At 68.6% G+C, this 17,913-nt stretch carries 16 protein-coding genes and 1 pseudogene; 5 read left to right on the forward strand and 12 right to left on the reverse strand.

The genetic code is table 11. The features are described from left to right. Positions 1-3: 3 nt before the first annotated feature. Entirely contained in the window at positions 4-393 is a 390-nt protein-coding gene (locus tag LT948_RS23055) for a response regulator (protein ID WP_003161880.1), read from the reverse strand. A 248-nt stretch (positions 394-641) separates the two neighbouring features. On the opposite strand from LT948_RS23055, the gene LT948_RS23060 reads away from it, so the two are divergent. Together LT948_RS23060 and LT948_RS23065 are read left to right on the forward strand one after the other, a co-directional pair. Next, a complete protein-coding gene (locus LT948_RS23060) occupies positions 642-1,166 on the forward strand; it encodes a hypothetical protein (RefSeq protein ID WP_003088874.1) in 525 nt (174 codons plus the stop codon). Between the two features lie 25 nt (positions 1,167-1,191). Beyond that, positions 1,192-1,641 (forward strand): DUF421 domain-containing protein, encoded by a 450-nt coding sequence (locus tag LT948_RS23065; RefSeq protein WP_003088873.1) that lies wholly within the window; start codon positions 1,192-1,194, stop codon positions 1,639-1,641. On the opposite strand, the gene LT948_RS23070 is transcribed toward LT948_RS23065, so the two are convergent. From LT948_RS23070 to LT948_RS23105, 8 genes are all read right to left on the reverse strand, one after another. Continuing rightward, complete coding sequence (locus LT948_RS23070) at positions 1,619-2,983, reverse strand: cation:proton antiporter (RefSeq protein WP_023098667.1); 1,365 nt, start codon at positions 2,981-2,983, stop codon at positions 1,619-1,621. The two genes, LT948_RS23065 and LT948_RS23070, sit on opposite strands and share 23 nt — an antisense overlap. 28 nt (positions 2,984-3,011) lie before the next feature. Further along, entirely contained in the window at positions 3,012-3,536 is a 525-nt protein-coding gene (locus LT948_RS23075) for a DUF4142 domain-containing protein (protein ID WP_003088871.1), read from the reverse strand. A 140-nt stretch (positions 3,537-3,676) separates the two neighbouring features. Continuing rightward, positions 3,677-4,534 carry an EAL domain-containing protein gene (locus LT948_RS23080; RefSeq protein ID WP_003109869.1) on the reverse strand — a complete coding sequence of 286 codons (858 nt, stop codon included), beginning with the start codon at positions 4,532-4,534 and terminating at the stop codon, positions 3,677-3,679. After that, entirely contained in the window at positions 4,531-5,244 is a 714-nt protein-coding gene (locus tag LT948_RS23085) for a fimbrial biogenesis chaperone (RefSeq protein WP_073656892.1), read from the reverse strand. The genes LT948_RS23080 and LT948_RS23085 overlap by 4 nt, the downstream gene beginning before the upstream one ends. Then, on the reverse strand, positions 5,234-6,595 hold the full coding sequence (locus LT948_RS23090) for a fimbrial protein (RefSeq protein ID WP_003139578.1): 1,362 nt from the start codon (positions 6,593-6,595) through the stop codon (positions 5,234-5,236). Before LT948_RS23090 ends, LT948_RS23085 begins: the two co-directional genes overlap by 11 nt. Further along, positions 6,592-9,210, reverse strand: a complete 2,619-nt coding sequence (locus LT948_RS23095) for a fimbria/pilus outer membrane usher protein (protein WP_073656893.1) — start codon at positions 9,208-9,210, stop codon at positions 6,592-6,594. Before LT948_RS23095 ends, LT948_RS23090 begins: the two co-directional genes overlap by 4 nt. Continuing rightward, entirely contained in the window at positions 9,194-9,940 is a 747-nt protein-coding gene (locus LT948_RS23100) for a fimbrial biogenesis chaperone (protein ID WP_020750769.1), read from the reverse strand. The genes LT948_RS23095 and LT948_RS23100 overlap by 17 nt, the downstream gene beginning before the upstream one ends. 87 nt (positions 9,941-10,027) lie before the next feature. Further along, the gene (locus tag LT948_RS23105; RefSeq protein WP_003120281.1) at positions 10,028-10,579 is read right to left on the reverse strand and encodes a fimbrial protein; all 552 of its coding nucleotides are present in this window, start codon (positions 10,577-10,579) and stop codon (positions 10,028-10,030) included. 852 nt (positions 10,580-11,431) lie between these two features. Here LT948_RS23105 and LT948_RS23110 point away from each other — a divergent pair. The 3 genes from LT948_RS23110 to LT948_RS23120 are packed head-to-tail and all read left to right on the forward strand — an operon-like array spanning position 11,432 to position 13,720. Further along, entirely contained in the window at positions 11,432-12,658 is a 1,227-nt protein-coding gene (locus LT948_RS23110; RefSeq protein ID WP_016253473.1) for a phosphoadenosine phosphosulfate reductase, read from the forward strand. Beyond that, positions 12,655-13,167 carry a GNAT family N-acetyltransferase gene (locus tag LT948_RS23115; RefSeq protein ID WP_003088854.1) on the forward strand — a complete coding sequence of 171 codons (513 nt, stop codon included), beginning with the start codon at positions 12,655-12,657 and terminating at the stop codon, positions 13,165-13,167. The genes LT948_RS23110 and LT948_RS23115 overlap by 4 nt, the downstream gene beginning before the upstream one ends. Beyond that, complete coding sequence (locus LT948_RS23120; RefSeq protein ID WP_218816325.1) at positions 13,085-13,720, forward strand: IbrB-like domain-containing protein; 636 nt, start codon at positions 13,085-13,087, stop codon at positions 13,718-13,720. The genes LT948_RS23115 and LT948_RS23120 overlap by 83 nt, the downstream gene beginning before the upstream one ends. A 35-nt stretch (positions 13,721-13,755) precedes the next feature. On the opposite strand, the pseudogene LT948_RS23125 reads toward LT948_RS23120, so the two are convergent. The 3 genes and pseudogenes from LT948_RS23125 to LT948_RS23135 form a co-directional block, all read right to left on the reverse strand. Then, positions 13,756-15,203: pseudogene (locus tag LT948_RS23125) on the reverse strand (aldehyde dehydrogenase family protein). Positions 15,204-15,224: 21 nt separating this feature from the next. Then, positions 15,225-16,862, reverse strand: coding sequence for a GMC family oxidoreductase (locus LT948_RS23130; protein WP_023091857.1), 1,638 nt, complete (start codon positions 16,860-16,862; stop codon positions 15,225-15,227). A gap of 104 nt (positions 16,863-16,966) precedes the next feature. Continuing rightward, a complete protein-coding gene (locus LT948_RS23135; protein WP_003088848.1) occupies positions 16,967-17,899 on the reverse strand; it encodes a LysR family transcriptional regulator in 933 nt (310 codons plus the stop codon). Positions 17,900-17,913: the final 14 nt, after the last annotated feature.

The raw sequence follows: 17,913 nt of genomic DNA on the forward strand, positions 1-17,913 counted from the left end.
TGGTCAGACGCCGGGGCAGACCGGCGCGCTGTGCAGGACCAGGTCGATGGCTTTCCCCAGTTCTTCCAGGGTCACCGGTTTGAGCAGCACCGGATAGGGTGCCGCCGGGTCGATGCCGACGCGAGCGCTGTCGCTGAGCAGGATCACCCGCATCCGCGGGCGCACCGGCAGGCTGGTTTCGATGAGCATGCTGCCGCTCAGAGGACCTTCGAGCTGCTCGCTGAGCAGGAACAAGTCGATCACCGCGTCCGAGGCCAGGTGGTCGAGGGCTTCGTCGCGACTCGCCGCGCTGAGCACCGCGTAGCCTCGATCGAGGAGGAATTCCTCGATCCGCCAGAGCTGCTCGGCGTGTTCTTCGAGGACCAGGACGATCTTGTTTTCTCCGTTCACCATGGTTCTCCCTGTCGGATTGTCAGGAAGGCTTCGCTGCAAGGTTCGCGCCGTCCGCCCCGCTTGCGCCGGAGCAGCGTGACCACGGCGATTGGGCGCGGGCTGATCGCAAAGTGCGATCAGCAGAGTGCCCGGAAGGCGCCTGTTCATCGTGCAGATTGCCCGATCCGCGCCGACCGCTGGTAAGCCCGCCGGCACCAACCGCGTCGACCGGGGTCCAGCCTGAGAGACCGCGAGCGAAGGAGCCAGCCATGCGCCCTGCCCCAGAAGACGCCGCAGACGATGCGTTCGACCAGCGCGAGTATCCGATCCCGGAGCGCCTGGAAAGCCAGCGCCGCGCCTGGCGTTTCGAACGGGCGGGCCTGTGGGTCCTGCTCGGGGTGATCCTCCTGGCGCTGACCGGAGTGTTCGCCGGCGGGCCTCTGAGTTCGCGGACGCTGGTCAGCGACAGCGGCAGGCTGACCCTGGCCTACGAGCGTTTCGAACGCAGCGGCGCCGCCAGCCGCCTGCGCATCGATCTGCGCGGCGCGCCGGGCACCGAGGTTGGCGTGCGCCTGGGCGGCGGACTGCTACAGGCGCACAGCATCCAGAGCCTGCAACCGCAACCGCTGCGCAGTCACAGCTGGCGGGGTGGCCTGGAACTGGAGGGAAGGCTCGACGAAGACGGTCGCCTGAGCCTGTTCCTGACGTTGTTGCCGAACCAGCTCGGCGAAGTCGCCAGTCGACTGGAGTTCGCCGGCGAAAGCCTGGCCTTCGACCAGTTCATCTACCCCTGAGTCATCCGTTCCGAGGAGGCGCACGATGGATTCCGTACTGCGAGCCGCCGCGCTCTACCTGGTCCTGCTGGTACTCTTCCGCATCGCCGGGCGGCGTTCACTGACCGACATCACCACCTTCGACCTGCTGCTGCTGATGATCATCGGCGAAGCCACCCAGCAGGCGCTGCTGGGCGACGACTTCTCGCTGGTCAACGCGGTACTGGTGATCATCACCCTGATCGTCATCGACGTCGGTCTGTCCCTGCTCAAGCTGCGCCATCCGAAGCTCGACACCCTGATCGAGGGCTCGCCGACGCTCATCGTCGAGTACGGCAGGCCATTGCACGCACGCCTGGCCGAGGCCCGCCTGCGCGAGGAAGACATTCTCCTGGCCGCCCGCGAGACCCAGGGCCTGGAACGCATGGAGCAGATCCGCTTCGCCATCCTCGAGAAGAACGGCAAGATCTCGATCATTCCCGATCGCGGCGACTGACGCTGCGCGCGTGGCGCATCAGCAGCGGCTGGATGCTCAGGCCGTGCACGCAGATGCTCAGGGCGACGAGGCTCAGCACCAGGTCGCTGGCGGTATGCGCGAGCGCCGTAGGCAGCCCCTGGTTCAGCGCGTAGCTGAGGTAGTACAGGCTGCCGATGCCGCGGATGCCGAACCAGCCGAGCAGGCGCCGCTGCGCCGGGTGCATCAGCCGCCGGCCGACCAGCAGCCAGACCATCGCCGGCCGGCACACGCAGAACAGCAGCAGCGCCAGCGGCAGCGCGCGCCAGTCCCAGTGCTGGTAGAGCATGGCGCCGAGCAGGGTCACCAGCAGCACTTCCAGCGAGCGCTCCAGCAGGTTGCCGAAGGAGAGCACGTCGAGCATCACCGCGCCGGCTGCCACCTTCGGGTGTTCGCTGCGGTCGGCGCCATACTCGATGGTGCCGCTGGCCTGCCCGGCCTCGCGCACGTCGGCGGCGGCCGCCTGCGCCTCGGCCGGTGCCGAGGCGTGTCCCAGCGTCGCCACCTCGGCGTGGCGCAGGCCGATCCCGGCGGCGAAGCTGGCGAGGAAGCCCCAGCCGCCCAGCGCGTCGGCGCCGACATAGGACAGCGCGATCAGCGCCAGGGCGAGGAAGTCGTTGGCCGACACCGAGGTGTCGGTGTGCCGCGCCCGCAGGTGGATGGCCAGGCGGCCGAGGCCATGGCCCAGGCAATAGCCCACCAGCAATCCGGCGGGGATGGCCCAGAGGACGTCGCGCAACAGCCAGTCCAGGCCGCTGCGGTCGAACTCGCCAGGCAGGCCGCCGCCCTGACCGATCAGCAGCAGGGCGGCGATGACGAAGGGAAAGGCGATGCCGTCGTTGAGTCCCGCCTCGCCGGATACGGCGTAGCGCAGGCGATCGTCGTCGCCGGCGTGGTTGACCTGGATGTCGCTGGCCAGCACCGGGTCGGTGGGCGCGAGGATCGCCGCGACCAGCAAGGCCAGCCCCCAGTCCAGGCCGAACAGGAAATGCGCGCCCAGGGTCAGGCCGAGGATACAGCCGAGCAGGACCGGTCCGGCCAGCAGCCAGGCGGCGGTCCAGGCCGGCGAGCGCAGCGGCAGGCGCAGCTTGAGGCCGCCGATGAACAGCGAGATCAGCAGGGCCGCCTCGGCGAGGTGTTCGAACCAGCCGCTGATGTCCGCCAGGCCACTGCGCCAGGCATGCAGCCCGGCCGGGCCGATGGCCAGGCCGAACAGCAGGTAGAGGAACGAGGTGCTGACCGGCAGCAGGCGCAGGTAGGCCGAGGCCAGGCCGAGCGTCAGCAGGATGCAGCCCAGTACCAGCAACCACAGGCTGAAGCTCATGCCTGGCCAGGCTCCGCCCGCGGGGGCGTTACTTGGATGGGTGCGCCTTGGCCAGCGCGCGGGCCATTTCCAGGTGGTGCTTCAGGGCCGGCAGGTGGGTCTTGGCGAAGGCCTGCAGTTCCGGGTCGGTGAGGTTGTCTGCGGCCTGGGTGAAGAGTTCCACGGCTTTCTCGTGGGCCGCCACCTGGTTGTTGGCGTAGGCCGGGTCGAAGGAGGCGTCGCGCAGGTCGAGCAGGGTCGCCTTGGCCTTGTCGGTCAGGCTGGCGTCGTCTTCGACCTCCAGTTTCTTGCGCTCGGCCAGGCTGCGCAGTTCGGCGTTGACCTTGCCGTGGTCGTCGATCATCTGCTTGGCGAATACCTTCACATCGGCGGCGGTGCTCTTTTCCAGCGCCATCTTGCCGGCTTCGATTTCCGCCACGCCGGCCGCCGAGGCCTCGCTGACGAAGGTCTGTGGCGCGGTCTTGTTCATGTCCTGGGCGTTGGCGAAAGGCAGGGCCAGGACCAGCAGGAGCCAGGCGGCTCCCTTGAGGGGAAGGCTGATTGCTCTGTTCATGGTCGACTCCGTTGGCGTGACAGGGAAAAAATGCCGGGACTTCGGCACAACGCACCTCGGCATCGTCGCTGCTGTGACGGCGCCGCTGGCCGACCGTTCAGATTTTTCGCCGACCGTGCCAGGCCGGGCGCCCTCCCCGGTCACCCCTGGCGGCTCGCCAGCGCCTCGATCCGCGCCCGGCTCTTCGGCCGGCGTACGGACAGCGGCGGTTCGACCCGCATCGGCGGCGCGATCGCGTTGCCCTGGAGATAGACGTCCCCGGTCGGCAGCCGGGCGAACGCATCGTCCTCCTCGAGACCTTCCAGGACCACGCAGGGCGCCAGTTCGCGGCACAGGGCCAGCAGGTGGCGCAGCACTTCGGCGCCCTTCGCCGAGCGACGTGCTTCGCGGGTATACCGGCAATCGATCTTGATCACGTCGGGACGGGCATCGAGGACGAAGTCCAGGTTGTTGTGCGCCGCGCCGAAGTCATCTATCGCGATGCGCACGCCATGTTCGCGCAGGCGTCGGATGAACTCCCGGGTCGCGACTCTCTCGCCCACGGCGGTCTCGGTCAGCTCCAGCGTCAGCCGCCGTGCCACCTGCGGACGGGCGGCCAGCCATCGGCAGACGGCTTCCCACCAGGCATCCATCGCCGCGCTCTGGCGCGACAGGTTGCAGGCCAGGCGCAAGGTAGGCTCGGCGTTCAGCCGGTCGAGGACCGTACCCAGCACGCAGCGATCGAGCAGGCGTATCAGGCCGAGCCGCTCCAGCGCCAGGATCAGTTCCTGGGTCGGCAACGGCGGCTCGCCGCTGGCGGCCGTGACCCTGAGCAGGGTTTCCCGGTAGAGCGGCTCCCATTCCGGATGCCCGGCATGCCGTACGGCCTGCCAGTCCAGGCGCACCCGGCCGCGCGCCAGGGCGGCCTGGAAACGCCGGGCCAGGCGCAGGTCGCCGGCCAGGGAGGCGGCAACGGCCGGCGGGTGCTCGTGCTGGCGAGCCTGTGGGGAACTGTTCACTGTAGAGCTTTCCTTTCCTGGCGGCTGACGCCGTTGTCGTCGATCCAGTCGAACGCCACCTCGCCGCGCGTCCCGCCGTCCACCCGCCGCGGCAGGCCGAGGCGTCGTTGCGAGCGCGGAGCCAGCAGCGTTCCGGGCAGATCCAGGCGCGTCTCCCCTATCTCCAGCGCCAGCCCCGCCAGGGACACGAAGTACGGCGTCGGGTTGTCCACCCGCAGGGTCTCGTCGCGCAGCGCGAAGCCCAGTTCGGCGGCCGCGTCCTCGGCGTGCGGATGCAGGCCGTGCGGGCGGTACAGCACCTTCATCTGGGTTCGCAGGGTGACCGTGAGCCGGGGCCGGCCAGCGGCCTCGGCGGTGGCTTGCGGGGGGATCTCGTAGATGTTCAGCCAGTACAGCGATTCGCGATCCCGTGCCTGGGCCTGGCCGGTAGCCAGCAGGCGCAGGCTGCGCTGGCGTCCCGGCTCCAGGCGGAATACGGACGGCAGCGGCAGGAATGGAGCCAGCGCGGTATCCGGTTCGCCGTCGAGGGCGCCGTCATCGACCCACGCCTGCACCAGCACCGGGTAGGGATTCTGGTTGACCAGCAGCAACGAGGCCTCGCGCTGGCCCTCCACGAACACCAGGCGGGTGCGCTCCGCGGTCACTCCGGCCTCGCTCGTCGGCGCGAGGCAAAGCATGGCCAGCAGCGCGAGCGCGCGCCTACTGGACACGGATAACCACCTGCGCCGTGGCCTCGACTCGCCCCGCCGTGACGCCGGGCTGGCTGCCGAGCGCGAGTTTCTCCAGGCGCGCGCGGAAGGTTTCGCGGTACAGGTCGATGCCGCCGCTACCGCCGTTGGCCTGGGTCGCGCCACCGATGGCGGGGTACCAGCCGGTGGCCTCGGCGTTGCTGCCGCCGGCGGAGTTCTCGTTGGCCAGGAGCGTCATCGGCGTGCCGTCGCGGTAGATGCGGATGCCGACCCCACGGGCAATGCCCGGCTCCCCGTAACGGTCGGAGAGCAGGTAGGACAGTCCGCCACTGGCGTTGACCAGGCCCAGCGCCGGGCTGGCCGCCAGGGCCCCGCTGGACACGCGGATGCCCAGCGCCGTGGCGCCGGCCCCGGTGCCGTTGGTCATGCCGCTCTGGCACTTGAAGGTGAGTTCGAAGGGCGCCTCGCGCACGCCGCCGCTATCGATCTCGGCCAGGGTGATGGGCGGGAACTGCACGTGCGGGGTGACCGTCATCACCGCGCAGGTGGGATAGCGTTTCAGGGTCACGTAGCGGTACAGGCCGATGGCACCCGGCCAGTTGCTGTACCAGCCGCCCCAGTTGCCGCCCACGTGCGCCTGGCCGACGGTCGGCGCGGTCAGGCCCGGCCCCTTGATGGCGATGTAGGCCGCCGGCTGGGTGTAGGAATAGGGCTGCGAGAGGATCGTCGGCGAGTAGTAGCGGATCGCCTCCAGCGGCGCGCTGTACAGCTCGGCGCGTACCGCTGCGAGGTTCTTCGCCTTGACCAGCTGGAAGCCGCGCGAGTCGATGTCCAGCCCGGAGAGCTGGCGCTCCTTCCAGATCGGCGTGATGGTTTCCCCCGTCTCGACGTTGGTCAGGCGCAGCAGCACGTTGGGCCAGGCGGTCCGGTAGGCATCCTGCAGGCCGATGTCGTTGCCCACCGTGTCGGCGCCGGTGTAGTAGCCGCTATAGAGATCGTCGCCGTTGGTAGAAAACATCTCGTAGACGGCGTCCCCGGCGCTACAGCGGAAGAACACCCGCTCGGGGTCGTAGCCGCCGGTGGCGCCGTACTGGGTCAGCGGCGCCACCGCGCTGGCGATGAGCGTCGGATAGGGCTGGAAACTCTCGTCGCTGACGTTGACCACGCTGGGCAGGCCGAGCGAGCCATTGCAGGTGTCGCAGGCGCCGGTCCAACTGCCCGCAGTGCCTTCGCCGGGGCGGATCTGGGTGGTCGAGGTGGTCGTCTCGCTGCCTACCGAGGTGACCCGGTAGCAGGTTGCCTGGGCGCTGGCGGGAAACCCCAGCGACACGCCGAGGGCCAGCGCGGACGACAGGAGAATCATGTGGTTCATCTGGCGGTCTCCGGGTTGGAATCGATGGCGGCTGCCCGGCAGGTGCCGCGCAGGCGGATCAGCACCTGGTCGCGGGGCGCGCCGGCCAGGTCGTAGGGCAGCTCGCAACGCTCCTGCCGTGCCGTTCCCCATTGCACCAGCAACCTGCCCCGCTGGTTTTCCGCGCGCGCATAGACCTGGCCGCCCTGCCCGACCATGCCGATGGCCGCCCCGCCGTCGTCGACCACCACGGCGCCGAGCGGCAGCACACTGCCGTCCTCGCGCCGTGCTTGGATCAGCAGCGGATGGCCGGTCAGCGTCCTGAACGTCACGCGCACGCTGGCACCGGCGTAGGGCGCGACCTTGCGCTCGGTTTCCAGCAGTTCGGCGTCGGGATCGATGCCAACGGGATCGAGGGAGATCGGGTTGTAGCGATAGGGCGACAGCGAGGGGGCCAGCGCATAGCCGTTGCCGTCGATGCGCGCGCCCTGCCCGCCGCGTATCGCGGCACCGCTGGCGCCCTTGGCCTCGACCAGGGCGAAGGTATCGCCGACGCTGGGGCCAAGGGTCAGCCCGTCGCGGTGGGCGACCAGCGCGCCACGGATGCCGCCGCTGTATTGCCGGTAGCGATCGCCCTGGGCATAGCCGGCATTCACGGTGGCCAGCGCCGCCTGCTTCTGCAAGGTGCCGTTCCAGGTGGTGTCGGCGACTTCGCTGTCGCGGTTGGCGGACAGCGCGTAGCTCCAGGTACGCTCGTCGCCCAGCGTACCGTTCAGCCCGGTTTGCAGGCTGCCGCCACGGCTGTCGCCGGAGCGCCGGGTAGCCATGGCGCTGAGCGTCGGCGCCCGACTGGAAGAACCCAGCGGCATGGAGACGCTGAGGGTCAGGGTGTCGTTGCGCTGGCCGCTGCGCCGGTCGCGCCGGAGCAGCTCGACGCCAGGGTCCTGGTCGCCCTGCTCCTGGTAGTAGGTGGTGGTCTGCCGCGACCAGGCGAGGTTGTAGCTCAACTGCCCCCAGGTGTTGGAGTAGCCGAACTGCAATTGGGTGTCGCGGCTCTTGCCGTCGTAGAAATCGCTGGAGGAGCCGGAAAGATAGAGGTTGCCGTAACCGCCGAGGGCCTGGCTCACCAGTAGGTTGAACTGGTTGCGCTGCTTGTAGCTGCCGGAATCCCAGGTGTCCCCGTGGCGCAGTGCGTCGCGCGAGCCGAGCACGTCGCCGAGTTCGCGGTAGCCTTCGGTGGAATAGCGGTAGCCGGCCAGGGTCAGGGTAGTGCCGGTGGGCTGGAAGGTCCGGCTGTAGTCGAGCCCGATGCGCCAGCCCTGCTTGCGCGCGCCATCCTCGACGCGTGCGCTGGAATAGGTGCTGTTCAGGCCGAAGGCGCCGAAGCGGGTGGCGAGGACGCCGCCGCCCAGCATGGCCAGGTAGTCGTCGGCGACACGCAGTCCCAGGTTGGCGGTCAGGGCGTTGCTCATGCCGCGCTGGTAGGTGAAGTCGGCGAACAGGTCGTCGCCGTCACCGTACTGGCGCGCCTGGCCCAGGGTGAAGCTGTAGCGCGACAGGCCGGGACGCATGGACTCCGGGACCGAGGCGAACGGCACGCTGAAGCTCGATACGCTGCCATCGGCTTCGAACACCTGGACATCCAGATCGCCGGCATAGGCGCTGTCGTAGAGATCGTCGATGACGAACGGACCGGGGGCGACATTCACCTCGCGGATCTTCCTGCCGTTCTGGCTGATCACCACCCGCGCCGCGGTGGCCGCGGTGCCGCGCACCTGCGGCGCATAGCGGCGCAGGGACTCGGGCAGCATGCGGTCGTCGGTGGCCAGGCTCAGGCCGCGGTAGCCGATGCTGCCGAGCAGGTTGCCGGTGGTGTAGCTCTCCCCCGCCGTCAGTTCGCTGCGCCAGGCCGGCAAGGCGCGCTGGGCATAGGTGCGGATGCCGTTCCACTTGCGCCTGGCCTGCCCGTTGTAGCGGGAATAGGTGTAGTTGGACTGGTGGCGCAAACGCCACAGGCCGAGGTTGATGCCGCTGTTCAGGCCGACATAGGCGTAGTCCGATCGTCCCGATTCGCCGCCGCGGTAGTCGGAGCGATAGAGGTTGGTGTCGTAGTTGACGAAGCCCATGCTGTCGCCGGCGTCCCACTCCTCGGGGCTGACGTAGCCGCGCGGCTTGAGGTCGAGCAAGGCCTGCGGCACCGAGAGGTCCAGGCGCAGGCGGGCGACGTCCAGGCTGAACCGCGAGCCGGGCAGGCGCGTGTCGAGAAAGGCGCAGTGGGCACCTTCGTCGCTCTTGCGCGGCTTTTCGCCAGGCTTGGCGCCGAGGCGCTGGCGCAGGAAGTCTTCCTCGAGGCAGGGCTCCACCGCGCCGCTGGCGGGGTTGGCGCGGAAACTCACTTCGCTGCGGCTGGCGAAGCGCTCGTTGAGGTAGACATCGACGTGATAGCGACCCGGATCGATCCGACCGTCCTGGTTGAAGCGCGACAGGTCGCCGCCGCCCAGGGAAGAGCCGAGCAACAGGCGATCATCGAATTCGTAGCCGGGCTGGGCATGACCGAAGGCGCTCGCCGCCAGCGCCATGCCGCCCGCCATCAGGGCCGTGCCGGTGCGGCAGCGGCGTTCATGGCGATAGGTCATGACGGATATCCATATGGGCGCCGTAGTCGTTGATCAGCAGCGCGTGCAGGCGCACACGTCCCGGCGGCAGGGCTTCGCGGGTTTCGGCCTGCCATTCGGCATGGCTGCGCGGCTCCAGCATGCCGCTGCGCAAGCGCCAGCGGCGCTGGCCGACGCTGAGCGTGGCGCTGGCGAACGAGGCGTAGTAGCCGCTCGGGTTGTCCACCCGCACCGCCCAGCCGGCGCTGCGCCGGACCAGTGCGAAACGCAGTTGCCCGGGCAGGTCCTCGGGACGGCCATGGATGCCCGCCGGGCGGTAGAACAGCTTCAGGCGATTGCGCAGCATCAGCAGCATCTGGTTCCGATCCGCATGGCTGCTGTTGCGTGGCGGGATCTGCAGGACGTTGAGATGGAACAGCGATTCGCGATCGCCCGGCAGGCCCTGCCCGGTGTAGACGATGCGCAGCGTCTGGCCGCTGTCCGGGGCCATGCGGAATACCGCCGGGTTGACCAGGAACGGCGCGTCCGCCTGATCCGGCGGCGCGTCCGGGGCGTCGATGTCGACCCAGGCCTGGACGACGTTGGGAAACGCATCGCGATTGCTCAGTTGCACGGTCTTCTCCCGTGCCTCGCCGGGATAGATCACCCGGGTCCCGGTCACCACCACGCTTGCCCGCGCCTGGGCGATGCTCGCCAGCAGGACGAGCAGAAGCGCCGATGTCCTGCCGGATCGGTACGAATGTCTGGGCATGCGGCTTACCTGGCCGGGCACGGTCCAGCGACCGGGCCCGGCTTTAGTGCTGGGAAAAGGAAGGGGCGGCGCATGCGCCGCCGGCATTCACTCGTAACGCAGCGTGTAGGTCACGGCGCCGAGTACCGGACCGGGCGTCACGGTCGCCGCTTCGGAGACGTACTGCACCGCGTAGTCGTAGCTGGTGCTGGTGGCTCCGTTGGCGAGCACGATGTCGCCGGCGGGCACCGCCGCGCCGCCGGCCAGGTCGACCGGGTTGCCGCCGACGCTATCGAGCAATTGCAGCGCCACGCCCGTCGCGCCGCTGGCGGCGGTGTTCACCAGGTTCCCGGCGGCGCTGGGGTTGGTGGCCTGGAACAGGGTGGTGAAATGCTCGTCGGCCGTCGGCGCGACGCAATCGGTGAGTTGCAGGGTGAAGGCGGTTTCGCCGGCGCTGCGGCCCACTGCGCCATCGAGGGCGCTCACCGGTACGCTGTCGAGGATCACCGTGGGGTCGGTGAAGCCGTTGACCGCGACCTGGCAGGTCTGGTCGGTCACTTCGCCGCTGAATGTGATAGTGTTTGCCGCCATCGCGGTTCCCGAAGCGGCAATTGCCGCAAAGGCCAATACCACTGCGCATGGGTTCGAAGTTCTGGTCATGCCTATGTTCCTTGTGTGAGGCAATAATCGTCCACCCGCCTTTTATTTCGGCCGGGAACGCGGTAAAGACTCGAACGAGTTCAAATCGATAATCAGTGGTGCGAACCACCGATATAAGTATCCCGTGCACAGGCGTCGAGGTGAACGCCGAACGGCGGACTTATAAATCCGTTCGAGTGCCCGCCATTCGGGGAATTGCCTCGTTTCGCAGGGTACCGCCGCCTCTTCGCGCTATCCGTCGACATTGCAACGCTTGTATTTCCGACTATGGAACTCTGGCATCCGGCCTCTCTTGCTTGTCTTCGCCAGTTTGGACTTATAATAAAAACCGTCATCCGTGTAATGCATGGATGGTGCCATGCAGTTAACTTCCAAGTTGGAAGTATGCACTTCCCTGTTATTCAACGAATAATTACCTTCGACTTTTCCCGGGCAATTTTCATGTTCACCCGCAGGCGCTTCTCCTTGCGCAGCAAGCTTTTTCCGCCGCCGCTCAGAAGTCCGGTGCGCAGACGAGTGCCAACGGCGGCGTGCGCACTCTCGTTGCAAGTGGGCGCTGCGCCGATGCTGTTCGGAGAATCCGTCTTGCGACAAGTCAACAACTCGAACCACGGCTTCGCCTAGCATTGAAAAAGTTCCTGCACGACAGTTGTCGGGCCTGTTGGTCGTCGCTCTGCCAAGTGCCTGGACATATTTCCGTTATCCACTGATTCGGAGTCCAACGTCGCCGAACGTGCCGGCTGCCGCGACTCTCGAAAAAATAGCCTGGAGAAACTCCGAAACAAACATTGCACATGGACCGTCGTCGCAACGGTCTCCCTCAATAGTTATTAAAAGAAGAGGTTCGCACCCATGGCAGGCAAGCATTACCAGGATGCCGATGTGCATGCCGCAACCCTATCCCGCCTCCGACTGGTATTCCGGAACTTCGAGCGCGTCTGTGTCGCCTTCTCCGGTGGCAAGGACAGCTCGGTCACCCTGCAATTGGCGCTGGACGTGGCACGCGAGTTGGGACGCAGCCCGGTGGACGTACTGTTCATCGACCTGGAGGGGCAGTACCAGGCCACCATCGATCACGTCAGCGAGATGCTCGGGCGTCCCGACGTACGCCCCTGGTGGGTCTGCCTGCCACTCAACCTGCGCAACGCCTCCAGCCTGGAGGAACCTTACTGGTGCTGCTGGGAGCCCGGCGCCGAGGCCGACTGGGTGCGCCCGCTACCGAAGCAGCGAGGCGTGATCAGCGACCCGGCGTTCTTCCCCTTCTACCGCTACCGCATGGAGTTCGAGGAGTTCGTCGCCGGCTTCAACGCCTGGCTGGCCAGGGAAGAGCCTACCGCGTTCCTGGTCGGCATCCGTTCGGACGAATCGCTCAATCGCTACCTGGCGGTCAAGCGCAGGAGCCGGGCGAAACAATGCGCCTGGACGCCGCCGGGCGGCTCCGCGCCGCTGGCCTGGAGCGCGCGCGACCGGGCCAACCCGCAGGCGGTGAGCTTCTTCCCGATCTACGACTGGCGTTTCGAGGACCTCTGGCGCTGCGTCGCCGACCATGGCTACGCCTACAACCGCCTCTACGACCAGATGTACCGCGCCGGCGTGCCGTTCTCGCAGATGCGCATCTGCCAGCCCTATGGCGACGACCAGCGCAAGGGCCTCGACCTGTTCCACCGGATCGAGCCGCGCACCTGGTTCCGCGTGGTCCGGCGCGTCGCCGGCGCCAACTACGGGGCGCGCTATTGTCGCCAGCGCTTCCTCGGCTACCGTGGCGGCCTTGGCCTGCCGCCCTCCTTCGGCACCTGGCGCGAGTACAGCCAGTTCCTCCTGCGCAGCATGCCGCCGCCCCTGCGCGGCATCTACCAGCGGCGCATCGAGCGTTTCATCCTCTGGTGGAAGCAGCACGACTATCCCCTTGCCATCTGGCCGGACGCGGGGATCCCGGCCCTGGAGAATCGTCGCAAGCAGCCGTCCTGGCGGCGTATTGCGCTATCCCTGCTGAAGCAGGACATGGCCCGCTCGCTGTCCTTCGGCTTCTCCCAGGCCGATATCGACAGACTGGTCCCCGGTCGGGAGAAGCGCTCGTGATCCGCCCGCAAGACTGCGAGATCCTGCAGTGGCGCTCGTTCGACGACGAGGCCGCCTTCTTCGCCAGCATGGGCCGCTTCTTCGCCAGCGCCCGGGTGCGCCGCGAATGCGGCGGCTACCCGCTGAGCGACGGTCCCTACCACCGCTGGTTCGTGCTCCGCCGCCAGGGGGACACGCGGATACTGGGGTTCGTCAGCCTGGAGCAACATCCCGACGTGGTTCGCCTGCGCGATGCCTACCTGCGTGCGGAAGCGCGCGGTCGCGGGCTGTTCCGCACCCTACGCGAGCGGGTTCTCGGACATGTCGACCAACTCGGGCTGGCCTGTACCACCCGCGCGCCCCAGGCCTGCGCGCGCCTTCTCGAACCGCACGGCTTCGCCGTGCATTCCACCCGGGGTAGCTGGGTGACGCTCATGAGGAAAGCCCATGGCACAGACAAAGACACTGACGGAGCGGGCCGAGGCGCTGTTCGGCGAACTGCACGGGTTGCCGCTTGCCGAGCGGATTGAAGCCATCAACCGGATCCGCCGGCTGCTCCACGCGCACAGTCCGTTCGCCGAAGAGCCGGTCGATTGCGTGCAGTGGGTGCGTGCCGAGCGCGTCGCCGGCAACGACTACAACCCCAATACCGTCGCGCCGCCGGAGATGCGACTGCTGAGGCTGTCCATCGAGTCCGACGGATTCACCCAGCCCATCGTCGCCTATCCGCAGGCCGACGGGCGCTACGAGGTGGTCGACGGCTTTCACCGCCTGCGCGTGGGCAGCGCCAAGGGCGCGCTGCGCCAGCGTTTGCACGGCTACCTGCCGATCGCCGCGATACGCGCCGGGCGTGAAGGCGACAGCGAGCGCATCGCCGCCACCATCCGCCACAACCGCGCACGCGGCGTGCACGGCGTGTTGCCGATGACGGCGATCGTGGTGACCCTGCTCAAGGCCGGCTGGAGCGAGACCGACGTGGCCCGCGAACTGGGCATGGACAATGACGAGGTGCTGCGTTTCAAGCAGGTTTCCGGATTGCCCGAGCTGTTCCTCGAACACGTGTATTCCCGCTCCTGGGAGTAGCGGGCGGCGCCGTCGGCCGCACCGCTCGCCCAGGCTCAGGCCGCGCCGGTGGTCAGGCTGATGTGCTTGTACTCGACGAAGTCGTCCAGGGCGGCGACCCCGTTCAGCCGGCCGAGGCCGGACTGGCGGTAGCCGCCCTCCTCGAATTCGTCGTAGACCTTGGCCCAGTCGTTGATCCACACGGTGCCGGCGCGGATCTTCCGCGCCACCCGGAAGGCACGCGCGACCTCGCGGGTCCAGACCCCGGCCGCCAGCCCGTACTCGCTGCGGTTGGCCAGGGCGACGCCCTCCTCCTCGCGGTCGAATACCTGCAGGGTCAGCACCGGTCCGAAGGTTTCCTGTTGCACGATGTCCAGGTCCGGATCATCGACCTCCAGCAGGGTCGGACGGTAGAAGGCGCCGGCCGCCAGCTCGCCCTCGGTTACCGGGCCGCCGCGGACCACCACCCGCGCGCCGGCGGCGATGGCCTGGCGTACGGCTCGCTCGACGCGCTCGACGTTGGCCTTGTCGATCAGCGGCCCCATGTCGCTGCGCGGGTCCGCCGCCGGCCCCACGCGCAGGTTTTCCAGGCGCTGCGCCAGGCGTTCGCGTAGCCGTTCGGCAACGCCGCGCTGCACCAGCAGGCGCGAACCGGTCATGCAGAACTGCCCGGCGAACACCGTCAGCGACTTCTCCAGCACGGGCAAGGCGGCGTCCAGGTCGGCGTCGTCGAACACCAGGTGCGGTGTCTTGCCGCCCAGTTCCAGGCCGAAGCGCTTCAGGTGCCGCGCGCCGGCGGCGGAAATCGCTCGGCCGGTGGCGCTCGAGCCGGTGAAGCTGATCACCGGCACCTCGGCCGCGTCGATCAATCGCCGGGGCCTTCGGAACCCGATTCGCTGAAGATGTTCACCGCCCCGGCAGGCAGCGACGGCGCTTCGGCGATGATCCGCGCGACCAGGGCGTTGGTCTGCGCGGTCTGCCCCGGCATCTTCACCACCGTGGTGGTACCGGCGGCCAGCGCCGGCGCCAGGGAGCGGATCATCAGCACCACCGGTGAATTCCACGGCACGATGATGCCGGCGACGCCCATCGGCTCGCGCAGCACCAGCGACACCACGTCGGGGCGCGGCGTGCCGCTGGCGCCCCGTTCGCTGCGCGCCAGGCCGGCGTAGTAGCGCAGCTTGCCCGGCACCATGCCGACCTCGAAGGCAGCCTCGGGCTTGATCTTGCCGTTCTCCAGGGCAAGCAGGTCGATGAGCGCATCGGCATGCCGCTCGAAGGCCGCGGCGATTTCCTCCAGGGCTGTCGCGCGCAGCGCGTGGTCGTCCTTCCAGGGACCATCTTCGAAGGCGCGCACAGCGGCGGCGATCGCCGCATCGGCCTCGGCCCGCCCGCCGTCGGCGTAGGTGCCGATCGGCTGGCCGCTGGCCGGGTCGAAGGATTGTCCCCGCTGCGCGGAATCGAGCCATGCGCCGTCGATCCAGTGTCTGGCGTGTCCGTTCATCTGCAAGTTCTCCTGGGTCGGTCAGGCGATGTGCTGCGCGAGGTGCTCGGCAACGGCGATGGTGGTGATGTTGGTGGCCACCGAAATGGCATCGGGGAAGATCGAGGCGTCGATCACCCGCAATCCTTGCAGGCCATGCACCCTGCCCTCCAGGTCGACCACCGCCCAGCGCTCGCCGGCGCGGCCCATCGGCGCGCTGGAGGTCGGGTGGTGGTAGGTATCGAGGGTGGCGCGGATCGCCGCTTCGATCTGCGCATCGCTGCGTGCCTCGGGCCCTGGTCCGAGTTCGGCGTGGATCAGCCCGGCGAGCGGTTCGCTGCGGCCGATCCGGCGCGCCAGCTTGACCCCTTCCAGCAACCGCGCGCGGTCTTCGGCCTCGGCGAGGAAGTTCAGGTCGATCAGCGGCGCGACGGCCGGGTCGCGGCTGGCCAGGCGCACACTGCCCAGCGATTGCGGCCGGGTCAGGGCCACGGCGAGGACGAAGCCGACCCCGGTTGGGCTCATCTCGGCGGGGAACAGGTGGGTGGCGGTGATGTGCAGGTCCAGCTCGCCGTTCTGCGCCCGCGAGCTATGGGTCCAGAGCTTGGCGCCGATCACCGGCGACTGCGCGCCGATGCGCTCCGGCCGGGCGGCATAGGCGTTGTAGTAGAACGGATGGTCCTTGAGCCGGCGGCCCACCGGCAAGTCGGCAAGCAACGGGATCGACAGCGCCTTCAGCTCGTCGGCCGGGCCGACACCGGAGCGCAGCAGGATCGCCGGGCTGCCGTAGGCGCCGGCGCTGAGGATCACTTCGCCGGCGTGGATTTCCTCGCCGGAGGCCAGGCGCACGCCCACCGCGCGCTTGCCTTCGAAGAGCACCCGGTCGACCAGCGCGTCGCCGCGGATCGACAGGTTGGCGCGGCCGCGCACGGCGTTGTCAAGATAGGCCATGCCGGTGTTGACGCGCACACCGTTGACGACATTCATCGGGTACGGCCCGACGCCGTTGGCGTCGGCGCCGTCGAAATCGGCGATGGCCTTGAAACCGTTGGCCAGGGTGGCGTCGATGAAGGCCCTCTGCATCGGCGAGAGATCGGCGCGGCTCAGTTGCCGCACCGGCAGCGGTCCGTCCCCGCCGTGCAGGGCCGGGTCGCCGCCCTGGCGGGTCTCCAGGCGGCGGAACGCCGGCAGCAGGTCGTCGTAGGACCAGCCCGGCAGGTTCCAGCGGGCGAAGTCTTCGCGCCGCGCGCGGATCGCCACCGCGCCGTTGATCGCCGAGCTGCCGCCGAGGACCTTGCCGCGGATCGCATGGATCGGATGCCCGATCGCCCCCGGTTGGGACTGGTAGCCCCAGTCGCTGGCGGGGTCGCCGCCGACGCTGTCGCTGCTGGCGATGATCCTGGGGTAGTCCCAGGCCGGATAGGCCTGGCCGGCTTCCAGCAACAGTACCCGGCGGTCGCCGCGCTCGCTCAGGCGCCGGGCGAGGACCGCGCCGGCGGAGCCGCCGCCGACGATCAGCACATCGATCCTGCCGCCATCGAAGGCCTTGCGGGGCGTTTCCGCCGTGGCGCTGGCCACGCCGGGCGCGCCGCCGAGCAGCGAGCCCAGGGCGAGCGCGGCGGAGCCGGCGACGGTCTGCGCCAGCAAGGTGCGGCGCGCCGGGTTTTCGGGTTGGTGCATGGGGTTCTCCCGTATCCAGATCGATTGACGGGAGCAACGCTATGCCCGGCGCGCCCTCGGCGACAGACAGCGGAAGGCGAACCGCTGGTTCGGTTTTTCCGAACTCAGCCCGGCGGCAACAGGCCACGCTCGATGAGCGCGCGGTCCCAGGGCGCCGGATCGCCGATTTCCTCTTCGAGGAACTGGCCGAGGACGAGGATCTTCCGGGGCGTCCGTTGGGTCTTGCGGTAGACCACGGAAACCTGCCCGCCGTCCGGCGAGTAGCCAGGCAGGACCGGCAGCAGCTCGCCGGCCAGCAAGGCATCGGCGGCCAGGAAGCTCGGCAGGATCGCCAGGCCGAGCCCGGCGCGCGCACCTTCGAGCAACTGGTGCCCGGAGTCGGTGCGCATCCTCACCCGGATGCGGAACGAGGCCGGTTCGCCGTCCACCGGCAGACAGAGCATGCCGCCGGGCTCGCGGTTGTAGTAGACCAGCCCGTCGTGCGCCTGTAATTCCTCGGGATGCTGCGGCACGCCATGCCGCGCCAGGTAGTCGGGACTGGCGCAGAGCAGGTGGCGGTTGGCGGTGATCGGCCGCGCCACCAGGCAGGAGTCGTCCAGCCGGCCCATGCGCAGGGCCATGTCGAAGCGCGGTTCCTGGAGGTTGACGAAACGATCGTCGGCCTGCACGTCCACCCGCAATTGCGGATGGCGCTCGGCGAAGCGCGCCAGCAGCGGCGCCAGGTAGCGCGGGGTGAAGGCCAGCGGCGCGGAGAGGCGCAACTGGCCGCGCAGGTCGTCGTCGGCGTCGAGCACCGAGGCTTCCGCCTGCTCCAGCTCCTGTAGCAGGCGGCAGGCGTGTTCGTAGTAGGTGCGACCGGGGTCGGTGAGGCTCAGCGGCCGGGTGCGGTTCAGCAGCACCCGGCCCAGGCGCCTCTCCAGTTGCTGGATCCGCTGGCTGACTTGCGACTTGGTGGTGCCCAGGCGGCGGGCGGCTTCGGAGAAGCTACGGGCGTCGACCACGCTGACGAAGGTGGTCATTTCGGCAAACTTGTTCATCGGTGTCCTTCTGC

The organism is Pseudomonas sp. CP-1 (assembly GCF_021213715.1).
Taxonomy (GTDB): domain Bacteria; phylum Pseudomonadota; class Gammaproteobacteria; order Pseudomonadales; family Pseudomonadaceae; genus Pseudomonas; species Pseudomonas aeruginosa.